This window comes from Vibrio sp. HS-50-1 (assembly GCF_024747315.1).
Classification (GTDB): domain Bacteria; phylum Pseudomonadota; class Gammaproteobacteria; order Enterobacterales; family Vibrionaceae; genus Vibrio; species Vibrio diabolicus.
Genome location: NZ_JAMPZF010000024.1, coordinates 123,354 through 146,501, shown reverse-complemented (window position 1 = coordinate 146,501; position 23,148 = coordinate 123,354). Strand labels below are relative to the sequence as shown.

At 45.7% G+C, this 23,148-nt stretch carries 21 protein-coding genes, 1 tRNA gene and 1 pseudogene; 10 read left to right on the top strand and 13 right to left on the bottom strand.

Annotated elements, in window-relative coordinates:
- Positions 1-13 precede the first annotated feature (13 nt).
- From NDJ01_RS10345 to NDJ01_RS10330, 4 genes are read left to right on the top strand one after another with little or no spacing between them, the layout of a single operon-like run.
- A complete protein-coding gene (locus tag NDJ01_RS10345) occupies positions 14-1,201 on the top strand; it encodes a beta-ketoacyl-[acyl-carrier-protein] synthase family protein (RefSeq protein WP_258586658.1) in 1,188 nt (395 codons plus the stop codon).
- Positions 1,194-1,658, top strand: a complete 465-nt coding sequence (locus NDJ01_RS10340) for a hotdog family protein (RefSeq protein WP_017634799.1) — start codon at positions 1,194-1,196, stop codon at positions 1,656-1,658. The genes NDJ01_RS10345 and NDJ01_RS10340 overlap by 8 nt, the downstream gene beginning before the upstream one ends.
- Complete coding sequence (gene fabG / locus NDJ01_RS10335; protein ID WP_029837311.1) at positions 1,655-2,380, top strand: 3-oxoacyl-ACP reductase FabG; 726 nt, start codon at positions 1,655-1,657, stop codon at positions 2,378-2,380. Before NDJ01_RS10340 ends, fabG begins: the two co-directional genes overlap by 4 nt.
- Positions 2,377-3,600 (top strand): beta-ketoacyl-ACP synthase, encoded by a 1,224-nt coding sequence (locus NDJ01_RS10330; RefSeq protein ID WP_025508283.1) that lies wholly within the window; start codon positions 2,377-2,379, stop codon positions 3,598-3,600. The genes fabG and NDJ01_RS10330 overlap by 4 nt, the downstream gene beginning before the upstream one ends.
- 95 nt (positions 3,601-3,695) lie before the next feature.
- Here the strand turns inward: NDJ01_RS10330 and NDJ01_RS10325 are convergent, their stop codons facing one another.
- Both NDJ01_RS10325 and NDJ01_RS10320 read right to left on the bottom strand, forming a co-directional pair.
- Positions 3,696-5,387, bottom strand: a complete 1,692-nt coding sequence (locus tag NDJ01_RS10325) for a class I SAM-dependent methyltransferase (protein ID WP_258586657.1) — start codon at positions 5,385-5,387, stop codon at positions 3,696-3,698.
- Positions 5,388-5,553: 166 nt separating this feature from the next.
- A tRNA-Arg gene (locus tag NDJ01_RS10320) sits at positions 5,554-5,630 on the bottom strand.
- A gap of 203 nt (positions 5,631-5,833) precedes the next feature.
- Between NDJ01_RS10320 and folD the strand changes: the two genes are divergently transcribed.
- Positions 5,834-6,694: a bifunctional methylenetetrahydrofolate dehydrogenase/methenyltetrahydrofolate cyclohydrolase FolD gene (folD, locus tag NDJ01_RS10315; RefSeq protein WP_005396027.1), complete on the top strand. Its 861-nt coding sequence runs from the start codon at positions 5,834-5,836 to the stop codon at positions 6,692-6,694.
- Between the two features lie 68 nt (positions 6,695-6,762).
- On the opposite strand, the gene NDJ01_RS10310 is transcribed toward folD, so the two are convergent.
- From NDJ01_RS10310 to NDJ01_RS10295, 4 genes are all read right to left on the bottom strand, one after another.
- A complete protein-coding gene (locus NDJ01_RS10310) occupies positions 6,763-7,962 on the bottom strand; it encodes a NupC/NupG family nucleoside CNT transporter (protein ID WP_104971407.1) in 1,200 nt (399 codons plus the stop codon).
- A 257-nt stretch (positions 7,963-8,219) separates the two neighbouring features.
- Entirely contained in the window at positions 8,220-9,164 is a 945-nt protein-coding gene (locus tag NDJ01_RS10305) for a LysR family transcriptional regulator (protein WP_005396032.1), read from the bottom strand.
- An 84-nt stretch (positions 9,165-9,248) separates the two neighbouring features.
- The gene (locus tag NDJ01_RS10300; protein WP_109168607.1) at positions 9,249-10,220 is read right to left on the bottom strand and encodes a lytic transglycosylase domain-containing protein; all 972 of its coding nucleotides are present in this window, start codon (positions 10,218-10,220) and stop codon (positions 9,249-9,251) included.
- Between the two features lie 48 nt (positions 10,221-10,268).
- On the bottom strand, positions 10,269-10,550 hold the full coding sequence (locus NDJ01_RS10295; protein WP_005382303.1) for a YcgL domain-containing protein: 282 nt from the start codon (positions 10,548-10,550) through the stop codon (positions 10,269-10,271).
- Positions 10,551-10,747: 197 nt separating this feature from the next.
- Between NDJ01_RS10295 and minC the strand changes: the two genes are divergently transcribed.
- The 3 genes from minC to minE are packed head-to-tail and all read left to right on the top strand — an operon-like array spanning position 10,748 to position 12,506.
- Positions 10,748-11,410 carry a septum site-determining protein MinC gene (minC, locus tag NDJ01_RS10290; RefSeq protein ID WP_005382304.1) on the top strand — a complete coding sequence of 221 codons (663 nt, stop codon included), beginning with the start codon at positions 10,748-10,750 and terminating at the stop codon, positions 11,408-11,410.
- A gap of 17 nt (positions 11,411-11,427) precedes the next feature.
- Positions 11,428-12,240: a septum site-determining protein MinD gene (gene minD, locus NDJ01_RS10285; protein WP_005388331.1), complete on the top strand. Its 813-nt coding sequence runs from the start codon at positions 11,428-11,430 to the stop codon at positions 12,238-12,240.
- Between the two features lie 2 nt (positions 12,241-12,242).
- The gene (gene minE, locus NDJ01_RS10280; protein ID WP_005396037.1) at positions 12,243-12,506 is read left to right on the top strand and encodes a cell division topological specificity factor MinE; all 264 of its coding nucleotides are present in this window, start codon (positions 12,243-12,245) and stop codon (positions 12,504-12,506) included.
- A 75-nt stretch (positions 12,507-12,581) separates the two neighbouring features.
- Here the strand turns inward: minE and rnd are convergent, their stop codons facing one another.
- From rnd to NDJ01_RS10245, 7 genes are all read right to left on the bottom strand, one after another.
- A complete protein-coding gene (gene rnd / locus NDJ01_RS10275) occupies positions 12,582-13,703 on the bottom strand; it encodes a ribonuclease D (protein ID WP_258586656.1) in 1,122 nt (373 codons plus the stop codon).
- 79 nt (positions 13,704-13,782) lie between these two features.
- Positions 13,783-15,474, bottom strand: a complete 1,692-nt coding sequence (gene fadD / locus NDJ01_RS10270) for a long-chain-fatty-acid--CoA ligase FadD (protein ID WP_006743343.1) — start codon at positions 15,472-15,474, stop codon at positions 13,783-13,785.
- 106 nt (positions 15,475-15,580) lie between these two features.
- Positions 15,581-16,435, bottom strand: coding sequence for an alpha/beta fold hydrolase (locus NDJ01_RS10265; protein ID WP_258586655.1), 855 nt, complete (start codon positions 16,433-16,435; stop codon positions 15,581-15,583).
- 6 nt (positions 16,436-16,441) lie between these two features.
- Complete coding sequence (locus tag NDJ01_RS10260; RefSeq protein WP_145532347.1) at positions 16,442-16,999, bottom strand: Slp family lipoprotein; 558 nt, start codon at positions 16,997-16,999, stop codon at positions 16,442-16,444.
- 43 nt (positions 17,000-17,042) lie between these two features.
- Entirely contained in the window at positions 17,043-17,348 is a 306-nt protein-coding gene (locus NDJ01_RS10255) for a hypothetical protein (protein ID WP_012842040.1), read from the bottom strand.
- Between the two features lie 60 nt (positions 17,349-17,408).
- Entirely contained in the window at positions 17,409-18,110 is a 702-nt protein-coding gene (tsaB, locus tag NDJ01_RS10250; protein ID WP_226421909.1) for a tRNA (adenosine(37)-N6)-threonylcarbamoyltransferase complex dimerization subunit type 1 TsaB, read from the bottom strand.
- 29 nt (positions 18,111-18,139) lie between these two features.
- The gene (locus NDJ01_RS10245) at positions 18,140-20,080 is read right to left on the bottom strand and encodes an ATP-dependent DNA helicase (protein ID WP_005382210.1); all 1,941 of its coding nucleotides are present in this window, start codon (positions 20,078-20,080) and stop codon (positions 18,140-18,142) included.
- A gap of 218 nt (positions 20,081-20,298) precedes the next feature.
- On the opposite strand from NDJ01_RS10245, the gene purU reads away from it, so the two are divergent.
- Entirely contained in the window at positions 20,299-21,132 is an 834-nt protein-coding gene (gene purU, locus NDJ01_RS10240) for a formyltetrahydrofolate deformylase (RefSeq protein WP_258586654.1), read from the top strand.
- Positions 21,133-21,336: 204 nt separating this feature from the next.
- Positions 21,337-22,944: pseudogene (locus tag NDJ01_RS10235) on the top strand (trypsin-like serine protease); the annotation flags it as partial.
- Positions 22,945-23,148: the final 204 nt, after the last annotated feature.

The following is a 23,148-nucleotide window of genomic DNA, read 5'->3' as shown; positions in this document are numbered from 1 at the left end:
TTAGAATAACAATATGCCTATTCGCTCTTCTCAACCTTTGTATATTCAGGCCTGTGGCTTTCACTCTGCCATGGGACAAGATGACGCGCTCATCCACCAGTGTTTATCGGGAGCGAAGCCATCCAACATGGTGGTTGACCAAGATATTTTAAATTCAGGCCGCCAAACCGTAATCGGTCGAATTGCACAGACGTTACCGCAATTACCGACCGCACTCAGCCAGTTTGATACGAGAAACAACCGCCTCGCACTTTCGGCTTTGCAGCAAATCGAAAGCGACGTGCGTGAAGCCATTGCTAAATATGGTCGTGACCGTATCGCAGTCGTGATCGGCACCAGCACGTCTGGCATTTCAGATGGCGAAATCGCATTTGGCGAAAAGCTGGCAAATGGTGAGTTTCCTGCCGACTACCATTACACCAAACAAGAACTTGGCAACTGCAGCGATTTTATTGCCGCCTACTTTGATTTGAGCGGCCCACATTACTCAGTTTCAACCGCCTGTTCTTCTAGTGGTCGTGTCTTTTTAACCGCGCAACGCCTGATTCGCTCTGGCATTGTTGATGCGGTCATTGTGGGTGGTGTGGATACCATTTGTCGCCTCACACTAAACGGCTTTAACGGTTTAGAAGCTCTATCCGATACCCTTTGTAAGCCGTTTGACCAACATCGCAACGGCATCAATATCGGCGAAGCCGTAGCATTAATGTTGCTAAGCAAAACACCTGCGCCCGTTGCTCTTCTCGGAGCTGGCGACAGCTCAGACGCACACCATATTTCCGCACCACATCCAGAAGGGTTAGGCGCAGAAGAAGCGATGAAAAAAGCGTTGGCCAATGCAGGACTTACAGCGCAAGACATTGGTTACATCAACGCGCATGGCACAGCAACGCCGTTAAACGATGCGATGGAAAGCAAAGCCATTCATCGCTGCTTTGGTGACTCCGTTCCCGTAAGCTCGACAAAGCCACTTACCGGACACACATTAGGCGCAGCAAGTGCAACGGAAGCCGCGATCGCTTGGCATATTCTCAAGTACAACCTTGATTTGCCAATACAACACTGCGAAACCAAGGCAGACGATATCCATATATCGTTAGTTGAGACGCCAACCAAACTGGGTAACAAAGCGATTCTCAGCAACTCTTTTGCTTTTGGTGGCAATAATATTAGTCTTATTTTTGGTTACGCTCATGACTAAACTTCCTCCCATCGAACAACTTTTGCCACACGACAAACCAATGATCTTGGTCGATCGTGCTTTGGATGTTCAACAAGATACGATTCACTGCCAGGTTGATATCGCAGAACACAACCCGTTCTTCGACTCGGCATCTCAAACTGTGCCAGCTTACGTTGGCATTGAGTTTATGGCGCAATCTGTCGCGGCGTGGTCTGGTTACCACGCATTAATGAAAGAACAAGCGCCACCGATTGGCTTTTTACTTGGTAGCCGTCGATACACGTCTGAATGCGATACGTTTTCTCGCGGACAGGTGCTCGATGTGTATGCTGAAAAAGTTATGGAAGATAACGGTATGGCGGTTTTTTCAGCCCGTATTGAGCTACAAGGAACTGTTGTAGCGACTTGCCAATTGAACGTTTACGTTCCATCAGAAGAAAAATTACAAGAAATGAAAATCAGGAGTCAACAATGACCCGACAAGTCCTCGTTACAGGTGCCAGCAAAGGCATCGGTAAAGCCATTGCCGTTCAATTAGCCAAAGATGGTTTCCAAATCATTGTCCATTACATGGGCGATCAACAAGGCGCGCAAGACACCCTAAACACCATCGAACAGCATGGTGGTAGCGGTCGCCTTATCCAATTCGACATCAGTGACCGTGCAGATTGTCGTGAGAAGCTCGAAGCCGATATCGCCGAACACGGCGCTTACTATGGCGTCGTAAACAACGCTGGCATCACAAAAGATACCGCTTTCCCTGCGATGACCGAAGAAGAATGGGATGGCGTGATTCATACCAACCTAGATAGCTTTTACAATGTTCTTCACCCTTGTGTTATGCCAATGGTGCAAAAACGCAAAGGCGGCCGAATTGTTACGCTTGCATCAGTCTCTGGCCTGATGGGTAACCGCGGTCAAACTAACTACAGCGCAGCGAAAGCGGGCGTAATTGGTGCAACAAAATCACTCGCACTTGAACTGGCAAAACGCAAAATCACCGTCAACTGTGTTGCTCCGGGGCTTATCGACACAGGCATGGTAGACGAACACGTAAAAGAACACGCGATGCCGCAAATTCCTTTGCGCCGCATGGGAGAGCCAGAAGAAGTCGCTGGTTTAGTCAGTTACCTTATGTCTGACATCGCAGGCTATGTAACTCGCCAAGTCATTTCGGTAAACGGAGGCCTAGTATGAGCCGTCGAGTTGTTGTAACCGGAATGTCGGGCGTGACTGCGTTTGGTAACGATTGGCAATCTGTCGAGCCAAAACTGCGTGACTGCCAGAACGCGACGCAATACATGCCTTCTTACGAACAGTATGATGGTTTGAACACCAAGCTCGCGGCACCAATTTTAGATTTTGAACTGCCAAAGCACTACAAGCGCAAACAAGTACGTGGCATGGGGCGTGTTTCCAAATTAGCGACCGTCGCAACAGAAAACGCACTAAGCCAAGCAGGTTTGATTGGTAACGACGTACTCACCAATGGCCAAACGGGTATCGCATACGGCTCATCAACAGGCAGTACTGACGCAATCGGCGCATTTGGTGTCATGCTGAATGAGAAAACCACTAAAGCGATCACCGCAACGACTTACGTGCAGATGATGCCACATACCACGGCGGTGAACGTTGGTCTATTTTTCGGTTTGAAAGGCCGAGTGATCCCAACCAGTAGTGCATGTACCTCCGGCAGCCAAGCAATCGGCTATGCCTACGAAGCGATCAAACACGGCTACCAAACGGTCATGGTTGCTGGTGGCGCTGAAGAATTGTGCCCAACGGAATCCGCGGTCTTCGATACCCTTTTTGCCACCAGTCTGAAGAATGAAGACCCGAAAAGCACACCAAGACCTTATGACTCCGATCGCGATGGTTTGGTGATTGGTGAAGGTGCGGGAACGCTGGTTCTGGAAGAGTACGAACACGCCGTCGCTCGTGGCGCGAAAATCTATGCAGAAATCATCGGTTTTGCCAGCAACTGTGATGCCGCACACGTCACTCAACCACAGATGGAAACCATGCAAATCTGTATGGAAATGGCTTTGCAAAACGCGGGCATTCCTGCTGAGAAGATCGACTATGTATCTGCTCACGGCACTGCCACCGACCGCGGTGATATTGCAGAAAGCAACGCAACAGCGAATGCTCTAGGCAAAGTGCCAATCAGTTCACTCAAGAGCTACTTTGGCCACACACTAGGCGCGTGTGGCGCAATTGAAGCGTGGCTAGGTTTAGAAATGATGCACACGGGTTGGTTCAACCCAACGCTCAACCTAGAAAACCTTGACGAGCAATGTGGCGATTTAGACTACATTGCCGGACAAGGCCGAGAGCTGGACGTGAAATATTTGATGAGTAACAACTTCGCCTTTGGCGGCATCAACACCTCCATCATCTTTAAAAAGATGTAATGCCCTTAGTAAATGCAAAAGCGCTGGTTAGCCAGCGCTTTTTTGTTAGTTACCAATCAAACTTCATTTATCACGAGGTAATAGCAAACGAGATATTACCATTCCGCGATACACAGGCGACTTTTAACACCACGAATTTGTAATCCCATCGCTTCAAAGACATGCTCAAAATCTTGGCAAGATGCTGGCACATTAGGCAACGACATTGAAGCCTCGGTAAAAAATGTCCGACTCAAACTATCCGTCTCTCCCCAAGCTAGCTGCCACCAATCCAAAATTCGCGGCTTAGATGCGTTTAATCGATAGCTAGCAGGAATACGATCACGTTTGTTCAGGTTTTCAGCCTTAGAAGTTGGTAGCAAGTTCCACTTATCATTGTTAGGCCAATAAGCAAAAGGCAAACAGTGATCAACGTGATACTCATTTCGTAATTTGCTTCCACTCCATACACTGACAATGTCGCAATGGCTGAGCTTCAACTGTTCAATTCTCTTTCGCACCACTCGCGTATCATGGTCTTTATCAATCCAGACCAAACAATCGTGATACGTTTGCAGTGGAATATCCCGCTCTTGATTAGACCGAAATCGTTGCATTTCCATAATCCACTGGTTGACCACCAGCGGCTCAATCCAAGAGTTATACAATCGAAAACAATCCCAAAGGCTTTCATCCAACACAAACAGCCCATAACTTTCGAGGAATTCGCTATCCACAACAATTGAACTTTTTAGCTTCTTAGCTGAACGAATCATTTCAAAGTAAGGGTTTGATTTATCGCCCTGATAGGTAAAGGTGACGGGGCCATCTTTTATGGTTTTTAAGCTGTCTTTTATTGCTTTATCCAGCGCAACTGCATCTTCACCAAAAAATGTCGCGCCTATAGCAAGATCATCAGGACTTAAATGGGAAAGTCTGCCCCAACCATCGGGCTTTATAAAACCTAGCCCTTTAGACGAGTTCGAGCTTTGCTGGATGTTCTCTTTATCGATTAAACGCTTAAATTGACGAATCCAATATAAGCCAACTAATCCTAATGGGATGGCAACTTTACCTTCGCTGCGATCAACCACTGCACCAGAATGAGCATCTGCAATTCGTAGTAAAGTACGCAGTAGTGCGAGTTTATAGGTAGCCGATTTGGAATCATTGACGATAATGTGACGAACCTTATTCAGATCACCAGAACCATCATCAGGCAAAGACATCACTACCGTTTGCCAGGATACACCCGTTCGCTTTAACTGATCATCATCGAGAGATACGTTTCTCACCATTAAAGCGCTATTCTTTGCAAACTTTTCGAGCTCTTCAACCGATACGGGATAAGCTTTACGACCGTCAGAAAAGTCACCGTGACGAAGGCTAATCACCAATCGACCATTGGGCGCTAGCAAATTCGCAAGTTTGCGAAATGCGCGTTCACGGTGCGTAGGCGCAAGATGCATCCATACCGCACTGACAAGAATTAAATCGAAGCGAAAGCCAAGATTAATGACTTTCTCAAGCTTAGGTAACCCATCTTCAAGCCAAGTAACTGAATCACCACAGTAAGACTTACCAAATCTCAGAAGCGCTTGAGCAGGTTCAATCGCAATAACTTCACATCCATGTTCAGCCATCCATTTAGCGTCTCGACCAGAGCCAGCCCCAACATCTAAGACGCGATCTCTGGCTTGAGGCCAGAAAGCTCTCCAGCTCGCGTGGACATCCTCAAACTTGAGCGAAGTGTATTGCTCCGCTAAACAATCTGCGTGTTGTTCATAAAATCTAGACGTGGCAGGCATAAAGATAAACAGGAAAGCAACTAATATGAACTCATGTTAATTGCTAGAGATTGCAATAGCTATAATCTCAGTCAAAAGTTGTAGGTGACGTAGCGATTAATATCGAATGTTCTAAAACGACAAAGCCCCGACAACTCAAAGAGTTATCGGGGCTTTTTAGAATAAATGGCACGCCCTATTGGATTCGAACCAATGACCACATCCTTAGAAGGGACGTGCTCTATCCAGCTGAGCTAAGGGCGCGCTACAGGGACAGGATTATACGAGTTCAAACGGGTAAATCAACGTGTTTTCATAACATTCTGATCTGAATGCCTAAAAAAAGTCCATCAAAACGCTTAATGTTCAAAAACACCACAAAGCAAACGTTTGCGTATGGATGTTAATAAGAAATTCTGCGACAATGCGCCGCAGATAATTTGCCTTCTTAATTTATAAGGAAAGTCATGACTGCTCAAAATATAGACGGAACTCTCATTTCCCAAACTGTTCGATCCGAAGTGGCAGCACGTGTTAAAGCTCGTGTTGAAGCTGGGCTACGTGCCCCTGGTTTAGCAGTGGTTCTAGTTGGTGAAGATCCTGCTTCTCAGGTTTATGTCGGTAGCAAACGCCGCGCATGTGAAGAAGTTGGGTTTGTTTCTAAGTCTTTTGACCTTCCTGCGTCTAGCTCAGAAGAAGAGTTACTAGCGCTGATTGATGAATTAAACAACGATGATGAAATTGACGGCATTCTAGTGCAATTACCCCTTCCTGCGGGCATCGACACAACACATGTTTTAGAGCGCATTCACCCAGAGAAAGACGTGGATGGCTTCCACCCTTACAACGTTGGTCGTCTTGCACAACGTATTCCAAAGCTTCGCTCTTGCACGCCAAAGGGCATCATTACCCTACTAGACCGTTACAACATAGAGCTTCGTGGCAAACATGCTGTTGTGGTTGGTGCATCAAACATTGTTGGTCGTCCAATGACACTTGAACTGCTGCTTGCGGGCTGCACGACAACAACATGTCACCGTTTTACCAAAGACCTAGAGAGTCATGTGCGTCAAGCTGACGTTGTCGTGGTTGCGGTTGGTAAGCCAAACTTCATCCCTGGAGAGTGGATTAAGAAAGGTGCAGTGGTTATCGATGTCGGCATTAACCGTCTTGATTCAGGCAAGCTAGTTGGCGACGTGGAATACGATAAAGCACGTGAAAGTGCGAGCTTTATTACTCCTGTCCCTGGTGGTGTTGGCCCAATGACCGTCGCAAGTTTAATTGAGAACACTATGCTCGCTTGCGAACAGTTCCACACGGACAAATAACGTAAAACTTCAGATACGAAAAAGGCTCCGCAAGGAGCCTTTTTGCTAATTGTTGATATCTATTTCAATTACAGACTTAAAATCACGCCCGCAATAGAAGCGCTCATTAAGTTCGCCATGACACCAGCGATAATCGCACGGAAGCCATGCTTAGAAACAAATGCACGCTTTTCTGGTACCAATGAGCCCAACCCACCAATCAGCATCGCCATGCTTGAGATGTTTGCAAAGCCACACAACGCAAACGTCACGATTGCTTGTGAGTGTTCACTAAGTTGAGACTTCACTTCTGCAAGCTGGATGAAAGCGACGAACTCATTCACCACAATCTTGTTACCAATCAGCGAGCCTGCTGTGGTTGCTTCTTGCCATGGTATACCCAACAACCAAGCGACTGGCGCAAATACAAAACCTAGGATGAGCTCAAAACTTAATGGTGTCCCAATAAGATCACCTATCCAGCCTAGCATGCCGTTTAACATTGCAATGACACTGATGAACGCCAATAGCGTACCACCTACCGATACAGCAATGCGTACACCAGCCATGGCACCATCGGCTAATGCTTCTACTACGTTGGTTGCACGTGGAATTTCAACTTGGCTAATGTCGATATCTGCTGCTTTATCCGTATCTTCTGGCATTAAAATTTTTGCCATCAGCAAGCCCGCAGGTGCCGACATAAATGCAGCAGCAATAAGATAGTTAAGGTCGACGCCCAGTGATGCGTAACCGACCAACGTTCCACCAGCAACTGATGCCAAACCACCTGTCATAACTGCAAAGAACTGCGAGTCAGTCATGTGTTTTAGGTAAGGCTTCACCATCAAAGGCGCTTCAATGGTACCAACAAAGATATTCGCCGTAGCAGACAAAGACTCCGCACGACCGATACCCAGCAGCTTTTGAATACCGCCACCGATAAAGTTGATGATTTTTGGCATCACACCAATGTGATAAAGACCTGAGATAAGAGAGGAAAAGAAAACGATGATACCCAGAACATTGATCGCAAAGGTGAAGCCCCCTGTCGCCAAATTACCGAATAAAAACGCAATGCCCTCTTGACCATAGTTGATCAAATTCGACACTACGCTGCTCACTGAATTCAGCGCATCTCGTCCTGCTGGTACATATAAAACCAACAACGCAAACAGTACCTGCAAAGCAAACGCAAACGACACTGTTCTCAGCTTTATATTTTTTCTATTTGTAGAAAGTAGCCATGCTACGAATAGTATGGCTACGATACCAATAATTGAGTTCATAAAATGAATCCGACAGAAGGGGGATATGGAAGGCACCGGATTGTATAGTGGACTCAAAATGCTGCAAGTTGAGGATGTTAACAGTGTGAAAAGTTTAAGCGCCCAATAATTGACCTTAATTATAAGACATTGAATTATATGAATATAAACGTTTGCCTATTTTTATTATTTCTATATAGAAAAGATGTTTCTAGTTCTGGAAAAATTTTTGTGAAGTGAATCACCTTATGTGTCGTTCAATAACGTCATTGATCCTGTTATTTAGGAATAGATATGTAAGGCGCTAGACGTTGATCCCAATGACACGGGTTACCGATCTTCTGTTTGATGAAGTTAATCACTGCGGATATTTTTTTGGGCATATGTTGGCGGCTTGGATACACCGCATAAAACGGCATCGACTGGCTTGCTTTCCAGTCCGGTAACAATTGTATTAACTTACCCGTCCTAAATTCATCACCCAGTAAGTAAGTGGCAAGGTAGGCAATACCCCAACCTGCAATAGCGGCATCCCGAACGGCTTCTGCCAGATCCACTGAATAGTTGCCCGAAACTTTTACGTTCAACTCCTGCTGATCTTTAGTAAACGCCCACCCCGTATAGTCACGCTCCCAGCTTCTGTATATAAGACAGTTATGAGAAGACAAATCATCCGGCTCTGTTGGCGTATCATGTTTCAATAAGTAATCTGGTGATGCCGCTACAACAAACTGGCAATCCGTCAAACGCTGCGCAATGTAGCCTTCAGGTAAATGCTCGTTGTTGGTTACCCATAAATCGAGCCCTTCGGCTAACATATCGACCTTATAGTCAAACAGATGTACTTCCACTTGAAGTTGAGGATACAGTTCGCGTAACTCTTGAATCGCTGGGATAATGTGTAAGGTACCAAATGATTGCGACAATCCAAGACGTACCAAACCTGCCACTTCATCCCGCTGGGTTTCCATCTCTAATGTGGCGCTGCTCACCGCTTGTACCACTTGCTCACAGTGATGAAAAAAGGTTTTTCCTGCCTCAGTCGGCGTAAAGCTTCGCGTAGTGCGTTGAACAAGCTTGATACCAAGAGACGCTTCTAGCTGACTCAACTGCTTACTCACATGAGACACCGACACGCCTAAGCTCTTTGCAGCAGCCGTGAAACTTTTATGTTTAAGAAGAGCGGAGAAGATCACCATTTGTGCAGCACGTTCAGATAACACGCTTTACCTCGATTTGATTATAGGAAAAACAAAGGACTCCGAAGAGCCCTCATACTGGATGCCAAGTGATTATTTGATAACAGCTCAGTATTTAATTCGGTCAGCCAAGTGACTCACGGCGAGTGCGAAGTAGTAAGAGCGGTTCCACTTCATCAGTACGTTGTAGTTATTGTAAACCAGATACGTACGACCATTTTCGTCGTCCGGCATGATCAACCATGCTTTGATGTCTTCATCCAGTTTTGGCAACGGACTACCATCGTATTTTGTGATGCCAAGTTTGCTCCACTCCTGAAGGTATTTACCTTTTTCAGCCGTGCGCCCTTCTAAGCTACGATCAATGCCTTTAGGGACTTTCACTTGGCGACCCCAAGTGTATTTGTCATCCCAGCCGGACTTGCTCAAATAGTTAGCAGTTGATGCAAATACGTCGGCTTCAGATTGCCAAATGTCTTTTTTACCATCCCCGTTGCCGTCAGCGGCAAAACGAAGAAAAGAGCTTGGCATAAACTGACATTGCCCCATCGCACCAGCCCATGACCCCTTAAAGTTTTCTAGTTCAATATGGCCTTGATCGAGGATCTGCAATGCCGACATGGTCTCTTTACGGAAAAACTCTTCACGACGACCTTCAAATGCCATTGTCGACAAGGCGTCAATCACTTTGAAGTTACCCGTAAATTTACCAAAGTTACTTTCTACACCCCACAACGCTACGATAAAGCGAGGCTGCACACCGTACTCATCGCCTATACGCTTTAGCTCGGTGTAATGCTCTTTATAGAGTTGTTTGGCTTGCTTGACCTTCCATTCAGGCACCGCGCGAGGAATGTATTCATCCAACGTCAGTTTCTTCTCTGGTTGGTTTCGGTCCGCTTTTACTGCTCGAGGCTTGTACTCAACATTCGCAAAAGCAGCACTAATGACCTGCTCTGAGATACCTTTATCACGCGCTTCAGCACGCAGTTTATTCAAGTATTCATCGAAACCCTCGCTACTTGCAAAAGCCGAGGTACACACACCAACGCTAAGCATGGTAGCCAGTATTTTTTTCATATTGCCCTCCTTGAGCAAGGCAGAAATCCCAGATGAAAAACGATGACGTTATTCGCCTTTCTGCTGGGCTTTTTGTTCTTTGTACTTTTCTAGTAGGTTCTCCGGCGGAGGCGGAACCTGCAAAAAGAAGCCATCATTTTGCAATGAAGCCTTCACTTTTTCGATATCAACTTGTGCCAATTTACGGCCATCAAGTTTAATCGTCATAACAGCGATAGGCTTACCGAACATCTGCATTAAGGTGTCAGGAACCTGTGAAAAATCATCCTTTTTCGGAATATAGAGATAAGTACCTTCTTTTTTCGAGCTTTTATAAATAGAACAAAGCATGACACGCCTTTTATGCTGATTTAGCCGCGTTGAGTGCGGATTAGGTTGAAAACGTCAAATTCTCGCAAACTTAATAGCAAATTTGAGATTAATTCACCTATTTGCCCACGAGAGAACTTGCTGCGTCAAAGGATGAAATATAACATGACAGACCTAGTTTAAGGCAACGCTCTTTCAATAAAGGCAAGAAGTCCACGATGACCCATTCACCAGACCTTAAAGGTAGCAGTTTTACATTGTCAGTTTTACACCTTTCTGACAATGAGATCGCAAAGACTGTCGAATTTTTGCAAGAAAAAGTTTCTCAAGCACCTTCTTTTTTTGCATCCGCGCCTTTGGTAATCAATATAGCAAAAGTACAAGGCGACATTGATTTCCCTAAGCTTAAACAAGGCATCTCAGATGCTGGTTTTATTCCGGTCGGTGTAACGGGCTGTAAAGACAAGCGTGTACAAAATCTTGCTTCCGAAGCTGGCTTCGCCATTATGTCGGCAAGCAAATCACCAAGCCAGGCGCCAGCCAAAATGGCACCAACGAAAGTAGTTCGCACGCCTGTTCGATCAGGACAACAGATCTACGCGAAAGATGGTGATTTGGTGGTGTTAGCGCACGTAAGTGCTGGTGCTGAAGTCATCGCTGACGGCTCTATTCATATCCATGGCACACTTCGAGGCCGTGCGATTGCAGGCGCAAGTGGTCAGCAGGAAGCGCGTATTATTTGCCACGATTTACAAGCAGAACTGGTATCCATTGCGGGTGACTACTGGTTAAGCGATCAAATTGAAAGCGAGTACTGGCAAAAGAAAGTAATGATCAGTAAAGCCGATGAATCATTACATTTAGAAGTTCTCGCGATTTAATCTAAAAAGGAAAAAAAATGGCACGCATTATTGTAGTAACGTCTGGTAAAGGTGGCGTTGGTAAAACCACTTCAAGCGCAGCCATCGCCTCTGGTCTAGCTCTGAAGGGAAAAAAGACCGCGGTGATCGATTTTGATATCGGTTTGCGTAACCTCGACCTAATCATGGGCTGTGAGCGCCGTGTCGTGTATGACTTTGTAAACGTCATTAACGGCGAAGCGACATTAAACCAAGCGCTGATCAAAGATAAGCGCACGGACAACCTATTCATTCTTCCTGCTTCTCAAACTCGTGATAAAGACGCACTGACAAAAGATGGTGTTCAGCGCGTATTCGGCGAACTTGATGAAATGGGCTTTGATTTCATTATTTGTGATTCACCAGCAGGTATCGAGCAAGGCGCATTAATGGCCTTGTACTACGCCGATGAAGCCATTGTCACAACGAACCCAGAAGTCTCTTCTGTGCGTGACTCTGACCGCATTCTCGGTATTTTAGATTCTAAGTCCCTGCGCGCAGAACAAGGGCTAGAGCCAGTAAAACAGCACCTGCTACTGACTCGCTACAACCCATCTCGCGTCACTCAAGGCGAAATGCTAAGCGTTGAAGACGTAGAGGAGATCTTACATATTCCACTACTGGGAGTGATTCCAGAAAGCCAAGCCGTGCTTAACGCGTCAAACAAAGGTGTACCGGTTACTTTTGACGATAACACCGATGCGGGCATGGCTTATTCTGACACCGTTGATCGCTTATTAGGCAATCAGGTTGAATTTCGTTTCCTTACTGAGGAGAAGAAAGGACTCTTTAAACGACTCTTTGGAGGCTAGACATGTCATTATTAGAATTTTTCCGCCCACAGAAGAAAACTTCTGCGAATCTAGCTAAAGAGCGTTTGCAAATCATTGTTGCTGAGCGCCGCAGCCAAAATGATCCTGCGCCTTCTTACTTGCCTCAATTGAAAGAAGACATCCTGAAAGTGATCAGTAAGTACGTGGCAATTGATCCAAATATGGTTGACTTAACATTTGAGCACAAAGACGACGATATCTCAGTTCTTGAGCTCAATGTGAAGCTACCAGACGACGAGAAGTAAACCACTTTTCCTCGCGAGATCGAATGCTCAGATTTGAATGAAAAAGGTTGGCACCGAGGCCAACCTTTTAATCTTTTATAACTTTAATGCTTTGTTCATCTTGTCGCCGAGCAGTTCCAAGCGCCAGCCCTGCATCAAGTCAGGCAACACTTCTGGATCGCGATCTTTTTTCCACACCCAACTGATCAGCTGATTAATCTGCTTTTTAGAAGCAAGGAACTCCGTCGCTAAGCCAGACTTCTGCGACGCCGATTTCACTATGTCTTTCATATTTTTGAAGACTTGTTTGTAACCTGGATAATCCATTAAGCGTTCAATTTTCGCTGGATACTCTTCAGAAGGTGTTTGCTTCGCTTGTTTAACAATCGCGGCAATCTTCGCGCCATGGCGGTTAATCGCTCGGATATCAATATCTTCCGCTTCCATCTTCTTAAAGTTCGTTAAGCCAAGACGAGCGACTGTTAATAGGTCACCTTCTTTGAAGATAAAGTTCAGCGCTAAATCTCGTTTGATTGCTTCACGATAACGCCACGTCGCCAATGGCTTTAAAATCGCCAGTTCAGAAGGTTTTAACTGCCAAGCACCTTTAATATCAAGGTAGGCATTCTCCTCATTAGTGACGCGAATGCGTTTTGAAACCAACAAATCACTTTCTTGTTGTACGGCTTCCCACCAACCTGCTTGCGTCACCTTATCGAGCAGCTTTTCGTATAACGGTAACAAGTAATGAACATCTGCGGCAGCATAATCTAATTGCTTTTGTGTCAACGGTCGAGCCATCCAGTCAGTACGTGATTCACTTTTGTCTAGCTCAACACCTAAATATTCTTCCACCAGCGTTGCAAAGCCTGTTGATAGACCGTGGCCAAGAAAGGCCGCCATCAACTGAGTATCTACCATAGGGAACGGCGTACAACCAAATGCATTTTGGAAAACTTCTAAATCTTCACCACATGCGTGCAGCACTTTTAACACGGAAGTATCTTTTAATAGCGCTACGAACGGCGTCATATCCGTTAATTCGGTCGGATCAATCAGCGAGAGGCGATTACCATCGAAAAGCTGAATCAGACCTAACTGCGGGTAGAAAGTGCGAATACGGACGAATTCGGTATCCAACATCACTACATCTGCCTCTCGGGCGTGAATGCAAACTTCTTCTAGGTCTTTGTTTTTGTTAATAATTTGATAATTCACATACTTCTCGCTATAAAAAATGCCAGCAAAACGCTGGCATTCTATCATTTTTTAAATCTTTCGACTCGACGAAATCGGCTTATGCGCTTTTCTTCGCAAGTTCAGCGTCGTTCTCTTCACGCAGAACACGACGCAAGATCTTACCGACATTGGTTTTAGGGAGGTCTTCACGGAACTCAACCAACTTAGGCACTTTGTAGCCAGTTAAGTGCTGACGACAATGCGTAATCACTTCATCTTTGGTCAAGCTCGGGTCGCGTTTCACGACATAGATCTTCACTAATTCACCAGAGACTTCGTGCGGTTGACCAATAGCAGCCACTTCAAGGACTTTGCCGTGTAGCGCTACAACGTCTTCGATTTCGTTCGGGTAAACATTAAAGCCCGATACCAAGATCATGTCTTTCTTACGGTCAACGATGTGCAAGAAGCCTTCGTCATCGAACTTAACAATGTCGCCCGTTGATAGCCAACCGTCTTCGTTGATCGTATCTTTCGTTGCTTCAGGTCGTTGCCAGTAGCCTTGCATAACCTGAGGACCACGAACTTGAAGTTCACCAGTTTCAGTGTTCGGAAGCGCATTGCCTTCTTCGTCCACAATGCGAACTTCCGTTGATGGCACAGGCAGGCCAATCGATCCATTGTATTCAACAAGGTCATGCGGGTATGCCGCAACCAATGGAGAACACTCGGTTAGGCCGTAACCTTCTAGTAGGTAACAACCCGTGGTCTTCTGCCATCTTTCTGCCACTGAGCGCTGCACTGCCATGCCGCCGCCAACGGCTAAACGTAGGTTACTGAAATCCAACTCGTGGAAGTCTTCGTTGTTGATCAAAGCATTAAATAAGGTGTTCACGCCCGTGATCGCAGTAAACGGATGCTTTTGTAGCTCTTTTACGAATCCTGGAATATCTCGAGGGTTGGTAATAAGTAGGTTACGGCCACCCATTTCGACAAACAGCAGACAGTTTACGGTAAGAGCAAATACGTGATACAGCGGTAACGCTGTCACGACTAATTCGCGCCCCGGAGATAAAACCGGCCCGTACGCTCCTTTTGCCTGTAGAACGTTCGCAATCATGTTACGGTGAGTCAGAATCGCACCTTTCGCGACGCCTGTCGTACCGCCCGTGTATTGCAGGAATGCAATGTCATCCCCAGACATAAACGGTTTAACGTATTGTAGACGACGACCTTTACGTAGAGCCTGACGCATTGAGATTGCACCAGGTAAATCGTACTTAGGCACCATGCCCTTAACGTACTTCACGACAAAATCGACAATCGTACCTTTCGCTCGTGGCAGCATTTGACCAAGGCTGGTTAACACCACGTGTTTAACTGGTGTTTTATCGACGATTTGTTCTAGCGTGTTCGCAAAGTTAGATACAATCACAATCGTCGTCGCACCAGAGTCATTCAATTGGTGTTCAAGTTCACGAGGAGTGTAAAGTGGGTTAACGTTTACGGCGATACAACCTGCACGCAAAATACCAAACAACGCCACTGGGTATTGCAGTAGGTTTGGCATCATCAGAGCAACACGGTCACCCTTTTGCAGTTTTAACTCGTTTTGCAGATACGCTGCGAATGCGCGACTACGCTCTTCCAATTTACGGAAGGTCATAACCGAGCCCATGTTCATGAATGCTGGTTGGTCTGCATATTTTTGTACAGACTGCTCAAACATTTCTACCAAAGACTCATATTGCTCTGGATTAATGGTTTCAGGTACGTCACTTGGATAACGTGAAAGCCATGGTTTATCCACGATGTTACTCCTCGTTTATAACTGGCTAAAAAATAGCGTCCTTTTTATTTTGAAAGCTATTACAGCACAGCGAACGTGCTTGAGCACGCAACTCTCAAACACTTGTTTAAATTTTGTTAACTACACCAAGAATTCGCGTTGCGACCTCGAGTATTTGCTCTAAATGACAGTGATGACCACCCTTGACAGAAACCACTTGCGGCGGGTTCTCTCCCCAATCAGCTTGGTTAGATGGTAAATTCTGAAATCCTTGATCGCCTAATACGATCAAATGAGGACAACGTATTTGGCTGGTAATCGAGTTAGCATGCGCTTGCGCCATTCGGTAAAGCGACGCACATTTTAACTTGGCATCATGCCGCCAATACCATTTATCTCCTCGCTGCTCTGTTCCACGCTCGACTATCGGCAGAAGCTGCTCAGCGGTTAATTGGTTGGCTTGCATGCGTAATTTTAACGCCAGATCGAAGGAGGTAATGCTTCGCTCTGGCTTGTTGTGCTGTCTTACTCGACTTAAAACGCCATCGCGAAGACGAGGCAAACTGTTAGCATGATCTTCAGTAAGAGGACCTGCTCCCTCAATTTGCACAAGAGCTTCGACCTGCTCTGGAAACGCAGCACTATAGCAACTTGCGATTAAAGCACCAAGTGAATGCCCTACTAATATCAGTCTGTTTGGTGATAATTCGTCCAAAAACTGATACAAATCGGCAATATAGTCGTGAAAGGGGTAATAATTATCGTGAGATTTATGACTCGATAAACCGTGACCAAAATGGTCGATAGCAAGGAGGTGTAAGTGCGGATTAAGTTGGTTCAACTGCTCCATGAGCGCTTTAAAGCTGCCCGCATTATCTAACCATCCATGAAGAAAAACGACTGACAAGTCAGCCGTTTTTTCGTTCCCTATCTCTAGGGCTGCCATTTTGCCGGCAGGAAGCTCGAATTGACGCTCATGCATCGCAGATTATTTGACCTGTTTTATCACTTTACCGTCTTGTGGGAAATCATTACGCCACATGCGGCAGTTAATCGAGTAACATGGGTAAAAGTAGGTTGGCGAATCATACATGCGTACACGTTCTTCAATTTTCCACAAACGGTAGCCTTGCCCCTTAATGATCGGGAATACGTATTCGTGCTCACCAATCTTTCCTTCTTCTTCTCCGGCGCCTGTACCTACAACCGTCAACAAGCGACCTTCACTAAAGGCAACAGGCTCTAAATAACCATCAAAATAGGTGACAAAACGTCCCGTAGGCTCTTCATCAATATCAGGTTTACCAGACTTACTGATTGGAAGATTTACAATCTCTAGACGCGTTTTATCTTTAAAGTTATCCACTTTAGCGATGATTCCACCAAGGCGAACATCTTCACTCACTTGCCCCTGAGACTCAGCAAAAGCTTTATAGTCTGTAACGACCAATTCTGTGCTTGCATTTAGCTCCTCTGGCAACGAGCTACACGCAGACAAACCAACCGTAGCAAATAATGCGAGAAAAAACCGTCCAAAAACCTTCATAAACCACCTTTCATATTAGTAATCCCTGTTTGGGGGAAAGTACTCACACGTAAATATCGACACCAAGTAACTGAGCCAGTTCCTCTTTTTTAGCTCGATTCATGACATCCATGTACTGCTCCATCGCTTTACGTGCACTCCCTTCGGGAAGGTCATATTGCACTTGAGCTCGGTGAATTTGGGACTCATCCACGTGTTTTATGGAGTGCGCCACAGCGTTAGCAACCTTTGAAGGCTGACCTACAGGCTGCTTTGTTTGTGATTTATCTACCTGCTTCTTTTTGCTGACTTTATTAGTGCGATTTGCACCGGGAATCAAAGAAGGAGGCAAGCCATTAATCGACGCCATAGCACTCCATAAAAATACAGGGCAAACGCCCTGCTTTTTGTCAGGTTAATGAAAAACGGACTATTCGCGGCCAGGAAGTTTTTTCCATGTCACATTATCGCGTAGATAAACTGGGCTAGAATCTTCTACCGGCACAGTATTACCCTTTTTAAATTCTTGTTCAGCAAGAATCACGATGTCTTGTGAATCAGGGTACAGAACGTCACCATGCGTCAAATTAAACGGTAGGTCTGCTAATACTTCTTGGTAGGCATCCCAACCCGTACCTGCTGTCGTCCACGTTTTGTCGTCTGCTTGTGCTTCTTCGACTAGGCGTGCTGGTGGAATTACGCACTCTGCATCCATACCTGCCCACTCACCGTTTGCTTGGCGAGTGTAACGTGCCCAGTAAACTTCACCCATACGTGCATCAATGGCCACAGCGACATCGGTCACACCATGTAAGCGATAGCTACCTTGAGCCATTGCAGCCAGCGTTGAAACGCCGATCATAGGCAAGTCAGCGCCGAACGCCAAACCTTGTGCGATACCAATACCGATACGAACGCCAGTAAAGCTACCTGGACCACGCCCAAACGCTAACGCATCTAGCTCTTGTAGAGTCAGGCCGGCTTCTTTGAGTACTTCATCAACCATTGGCAGTACTTTCTTGGTGTGATCGCGTGGTGCAACCGCGCTACGTGAAATCACTTGATCATTAGCCAACAACGCAACTGAACAGTTTTCAGTCGCTGTATCGATAGCAAGAATTTTTGCGCTCATTTAACTCTCTACAACTCTCATTTATTGGGTTATGCCTCAGCACTTGCGTCTGTGACAGATTGTTCTGCTTTCAGGAATGCTTTGATTCCATCTAAGTCTCGCGTTCTTGGGATAGGTGGTAGGCTTCCGAGGAAAATACCACCGTAGTCTCGCGTGACGAGGCGATTATCACAAATGATCAACGCACCGTGATCCTTCTGATCTCGAATTAATCGCCCTACACCCTGCTTTAACGTAATCACTGCATCCGGGATTTGTACTTCAGCAAATGGTTCACCGCCACGTAATCGACAATCCTCGATACGGGCTTTGAGTAACGGATCGTCAGGGGCGGTAAACGGTAATTTGTCGATAATAACACAGCTCAGCGCATCACCTCTAACATCAATCCCTTCCCAGAAAGCGCCTGTCGCCACGAGTAAAGCGTTACCCAGTTCCATAAACTCCGCCAAGGTTTTCTGCTTACTCATCTCCCCTTGCATTAACACAGGCAGCTCAAGTACTTCTCGGAACTTCTCACCTAGTTCACGCATCATGCTGTGCGAGGTACATAAAAAGAAGCAGCGACCATCATTTTCTTCAATCACCGGAGCAAGCATTCGGACTAACTTATCCGCTAAGCCGTTACTGTTTGGCTCTGGCAAATACCTTGGCACACAAAGGCGCGCTTGTTTTTGATAATCAAAGGGGGACGGCAGAGAAAATTGCTTTGTAGGCTTGAGGCCAAGGCGCTCAGTAAAGTGCTTGAAGTCGCCCGATACGGCTAGGGTTGCTGACGTGAAAATCCACGCGCCTTGTTTAATCTCTATTTGCTCATGGAACTTGTCCGCGACAGAAAGAGGCGTAATGTGCAGAGCGAAATGACGAGGCGAGGTATCGTACCAGTATGAGTAACCGGTAATATCGACATCACAGACGCGGTCGATGCGGCCTTTGATCAAATTGGCTCGTTCAAAGGCGGTATCCAGTAATTGACTGCGCCCTAAAGCTATTTTGAGTACATCAATCGCCAATTCGAGGCTGTCAGTTAAGCGCAATAATTCTCGCTTAATAGAACCTGATTGCAACGCCTCACGCCAGTTGCCACGAAAGCCTGGCTCACCCAATACAATCCGCATGTCCATTGCGCTTTGCATGAGTTTGTCGCCCACTTTTTGCAATTGACGCATATCTTTGGCTTCGGTGCGGTAGGCTATTTCAATGTCTTTGGCAAGATCGTGAATTTGGCGGCTTGAAACTGACTGGCCGAAATATTCGCTCGCAATATCTGGCAACTGATGAGCTTCATCAAAAATAAACACATCGGCTTCTGGAATCAGTTCACCAAATCCTGTTTCTTTGATCGCTAAATCAGCAAGAAACAAGTGATGGTTCACTACAACAATGTCGGAATCCATGGCTCGCTTACGCGCTTTCAATACAAAGCAATCGGTGTAGCTCGGACACTCTTTACCTAAACAGTTATCATTGGTTGAGGTGATGGTCGGAATGATCATGCTGTCTTCTGGCAGATCATCACAATCCCCAAGGTCACCTGTTTTGGTTTCTGATGACCAAGCACGCACTTTAACCAGTTGAGTTAATAACGTCGGGTCAGATTCATTAGTGTGGCTTTCGACCATTTGGCGGCTCAAACGATCCAAACACAGATAATTAGAACGCCCTTTTAATAACGCCACTTGGCCATAAAAACCAAGCGCATTGACCATGAGCGGTAAGTCACGATGGTACAACTGCTCTTGCAAGTTTTTCGAGCCTGTACTGATGATCACTTTTTTACCGCTCAACAGCGCAGGGACTAGGTATGCGAAGGTCTTACCGGTTCCGGTTCCTGCCTCCACCACCAACTGGGTTTGATCTTTGATCGCACTGCTGACGGCTTCCGCCATATCGATTTGTGGCTGACGAGCTTGAAAGCCCGGAATGGCCTTACCTAACGCGCCATCAGAGGAAAAAGTTTTTGCGATCATGCTTGGTATTGAGTTTGAAAAATTATCGAGAGTATATCAGAGGAATAGGAGTGACATCAGCCCACAATCTGGCCAGCTTGCGGCGACGCACGGATATTTTGTTGAAACCAACGTAAGAATAGATTATTTATGGTGAAACATGGCAGTACAGTTACACCCGCCTGGGAATAATAACAAATTCGTACGCTAAAATATTAATGCATGGAAGTACCTGATTTATGGAAAAGAAAACACTGTTGACCCACTGTTCTGACGCCCCGGGTCTCATCTCGAAAATCACTAACATCTGTTACAAGCACCAACTCAACATCGTTCACAATAACGAATTTGTTGATAATACCAGTGGCCACTTTTTCATGAGAACGGAGCTGGAGGGATACTTCAACGATCAAACGTTTCTTGCCGACTTGGACCAAGCCCTCCCGCAAGGTGCTAAGCGTAAATTGGTTGGCTCTCGCCGTAAGCGCATCGTCATTCTCGTCACAAAAGAAGCGCATTGTTTAGGCGATATTCTGATGAAAACCTACGATGGAAGCCTAGATGTTGAGATCGCCGCTGTGGTGGGGAATTACGACAAACTTCAAACTCTCACCGAGCGCTTCGACATTCCTTACCACCACGTGACCCATGAAAACCTTAGCCGTGAAGAACACGAGCAGAAGATGCTAGAAGTGATCGACCAATACGATGCTAATTTTTTGGTGTTAGCTAAATACATGCGCGTATTGACGCCTACATTTGTTGAGAAATACCACCACAAAATCATTAATATTCATCACAGCTTCTTACCTGCTTTTATTGGCGCGAAGCCATATCAACAAGCTTACGATCGCGGTGTGAAAATCATCGGTGCAACGGCACACTTCGTGACCAATGATTTAGATGAAGGGCCGATCATCAAGCAAGACGTAATTCCTGTCGACCATACATTCAATGCCCAAGATATGGCACAAGCGGGACGCGATGTAGAAAAGAATGTGTTGAGCAAAGCGTTGAATAAAGTCATTAACGACCACGTCTTTGTTTATGGAAATAAAACAGTGATCCTGTAATCCCTCCGCACTAGTTACAACGAGAATGAAACCCGTCCAACTTGGCGGGTTTCATCTTTTCAGGGATATCCCCCCGACTCTAACCATCAAAATTAAACCGATATATTATAATTTTTCATTTCACTACAACTATTTACTGAGAGAATGATTCCGTTTATCATTTGGTCCCCTTATAATAAACCACGTTAATATTACGGAATTAAAATGAAAAAAACGTTAGTGGCTTTTCTGATTGGGCTGACTTTGCCAGCAACCACAATCGCAGATACTCTTAAGCCTGTTCAGAATGATGTATCCACTCGCATTATTGGCGGCGAGCCAGCTAATACTTCCGACTGGAAGTTTATTGCTTCACTGGTCCGTAAAGGACAGCCAACATCTATTGGTCACTTCTGTGGCGGTAGTTTCCTTGGTGGAAAATACGTATTAACTGCTGCGCACTGTGTGGAAGGTCTTAATGCGGACGATATTGATATCGCTCTTGGTCTTTATGATCAAAACAACGAGTCTCACGCGCAGCGCATCGCGGTTAACAATATCTACTCGCATACTGCATATAACAGTAATACAACGAACAATGACATCGCTCTTATCGAATTAGAACGTAATGTCGATAGCGCGACTATCGATTTGGCAACGCCAGAGCTTTTGGATAGTGTACGCGTAGGAGATAAGTTGCACGTGGCTGGATGGGGAAATACGTCCACGACAGACCGAGTATATCCAACCGTTTTACAACATGTTGATTTGGAATACGTAGATCGAGCTACTTGCCAAAACCTATCGGGAAATTACTCTAATGTATCAGATGACGGTATTTGCGCCGGATACTATTGGGGAGGAAAAGATAGCTGCCAAGGAGATAGCGGCGGTCCGCTCATCGTTGACGATAACGGCATCAACAAATTACTAGGCGTGGTCAGTTGGGGGGATGGATGTGCTCAACCAAACGCTTATGGCGTTTATGCAAACGTCGCTCATTTTCAGCACAATGGCTGGATAGATAGTCATCGCAATACCATCAGCTTCACTCAGTATCGAGATCTTCATTTCGTTGAGCGAAAAGCGCAGCAAGAGACCTTTACTATTCGTAATGACGATACTACCCCGTTCAACTTTTACGGAGGCATAATATCAAGCGGGATCACTGTCAATGAAAGCACTTGTACTGGTACCTTAAAACCTTCTCAAAGCTGCCAAGTTACCGTGGGCTACCAACCTAGCTATTCGGAGTCGGTAGAAACGCTAGAGCTCTTTACCGATCATCCGAAGCTGTCCAAACTTACAACAACTTTTAAGTATAGAGGTGTAGATAAAGCGAACAGCTCAGTGCGTAATGCCGTTCCGCTAGCAGACGTCAATGTTTATACCAGTGAATACGCTTGGACGGCTGAAAATGGTGAACTTCAATCTGCAGATATGGGAACTTATGCTGGGGTATCTGAGCTAGTTTTGACCGATCTTCCGAAGGGCAAACTTACAATGGATCTAAAAGTAATGTCCGATGGCTTTGATCACTTTGCCATCTTAGTTAATGGTCAATTTAACCATATCACCAACCAACGCCTCGATTATGAAGAGCTCCAGATCGATCTTCACAAAACATCTAATACAATAACGTTTGCATACCTCAAAACCCCGCGTTCGAGTGGCATTTACAGCGCGCAAGCGTATATTCGCAATATCAAGATGTCAGTTAGTTCAGATAACACTAGCGAGAGCAGCGTAACCAAAACATCGAGTTCAGGCGGCAGCTTCTCAATTAGCCTATTAATGTTGCTAGCTGCAGGTCCTTTCCTACGTCGAAAAAAGGATAACAAGATGCAATATATACTCAAAACAATGCTGCTTGGTTTGAGCTCAATCAGCTTAGTCGCTTGCTCGGCAAATACAGAAATGCAGCAAGGTCAAGAGTCAGAACACCAAGCAATCATGGTAGAAGCGTACCAAGCTAGCGATAGTCAAATTTCATTTATCGCCGAGTCTAATGGCTGCAGTAAGAACGATGACTTTAGC

Excerpts from the sequence above, each read along its gene's own strand:
- NDJ01_RS10345 (WP_258586658.1), top strand. The coding sequence starts at position 14 with ATGCCTATTCGCTCTTCTCAACCTTTGTATATTCAGGCCTGTGGCTTT.
- NDJ01_RS10340 (WP_017634799.1), top strand. The coding sequence starts at position 1,194 with ATGACTAAACTTCCTCCCATCGAACAACTTTTGCCACACGACAAACCA.
- fabG (WP_029837311.1), top strand. The coding sequence starts at position 1,655 with ATGACCCGACAAGTCCTCGTTACAGGTGCCAGCAAAGGCATCGGTAAA.
- NDJ01_RS10330 (WP_025508283.1), top strand. The coding sequence starts at position 2,377 with ATGAGCCGTCGAGTTGTTGTAACCGGAATGTCGGGCGTGACTGCGTTT.
- NDJ01_RS10325 (WP_258586657.1), bottom strand. The coding sequence starts at position 5,387 with ATGCCTGCCACGTCTAGATTTTATGAACAACACGCAGATTGTTTAGCG.
- folD (WP_005396027.1), top strand. The coding sequence starts at position 5,834 with ATGACTGCTCAAAATATAGACGGAACTCTCATTTCCCAAACTGTTCGA.
- NDJ01_RS10310 (WP_104971407.1), bottom strand. The coding sequence starts at position 7,962 with ATGAACTCAATTATTGGTATCGTAGCCATACTATTCGTAGCATGGCTA.
- NDJ01_RS10300 (WP_109168607.1), bottom strand. The coding sequence starts at position 10,220 with ATGAAAAAAATACTGGCTACCATGCTTAGCGTTGGTGTGTGTACCTCG.
- NDJ01_RS10295 (WP_005382303.1), bottom strand. The coding sequence starts at position 10,550 with ATGCTTTGTTCTATTTATAAAAGCTCGAAAAAAGAAGGTACTTATCTC.
- minC (WP_005382304.1), top strand. The coding sequence starts at position 10,748 with ATGACCCATTCACCAGACCTTAAAGGTAGCAGTTTTACATTGTCAGTT.
- minD (WP_005388331.1), top strand. The coding sequence starts at position 11,428 with ATGGCACGCATTATTGTAGTAACGTCTGGTAAAGGTGGCGTTGGTAAA.
- minE (WP_005396037.1), top strand. The coding sequence starts at position 12,243 with ATGTCATTATTAGAATTTTTCCGCCCACAGAAGAAAACTTCTGCGAAT.
- NDJ01_RS10265 (WP_258586655.1), bottom strand. The coding sequence starts at position 16,435 with ATGCATGAGCGTCAATTCGAGCTTCCTGCCGGCAAAATGGCAGCCCTA.
- NDJ01_RS10260 (WP_145532347.1), bottom strand. The coding sequence starts at position 16,999 with ATGAAGGTTTTTGGACGGTTTTTTCTCGCATTATTTGCTACGGTTGGT.
- NDJ01_RS10255 (WP_012842040.1), bottom strand. The coding sequence starts at position 17,348 with ATGGCGTCGATTAATGGCTTGCCTCCTTCTTTGATTCCCGGTGCAAAT.
- tsaB (WP_226421909.1), bottom strand. The coding sequence starts at position 18,110 with ATGAGCGCAAAAATTCTTGCTATCGATACAGCGACTGAAAACTGTTCA.
- NDJ01_RS10245 (WP_005382210.1), bottom strand. The coding sequence starts at position 20,080 with ATGATCGCAAAAACTTTTTCCTCTGATGGCGCGTTAGGTAAGGCCATT.
- purU (WP_258586654.1), top strand. The coding sequence starts at position 20,299 with ATGGAAAAGAAAACACTGTTGACCCACTGTTCTGACGCCCCGGGTCTC.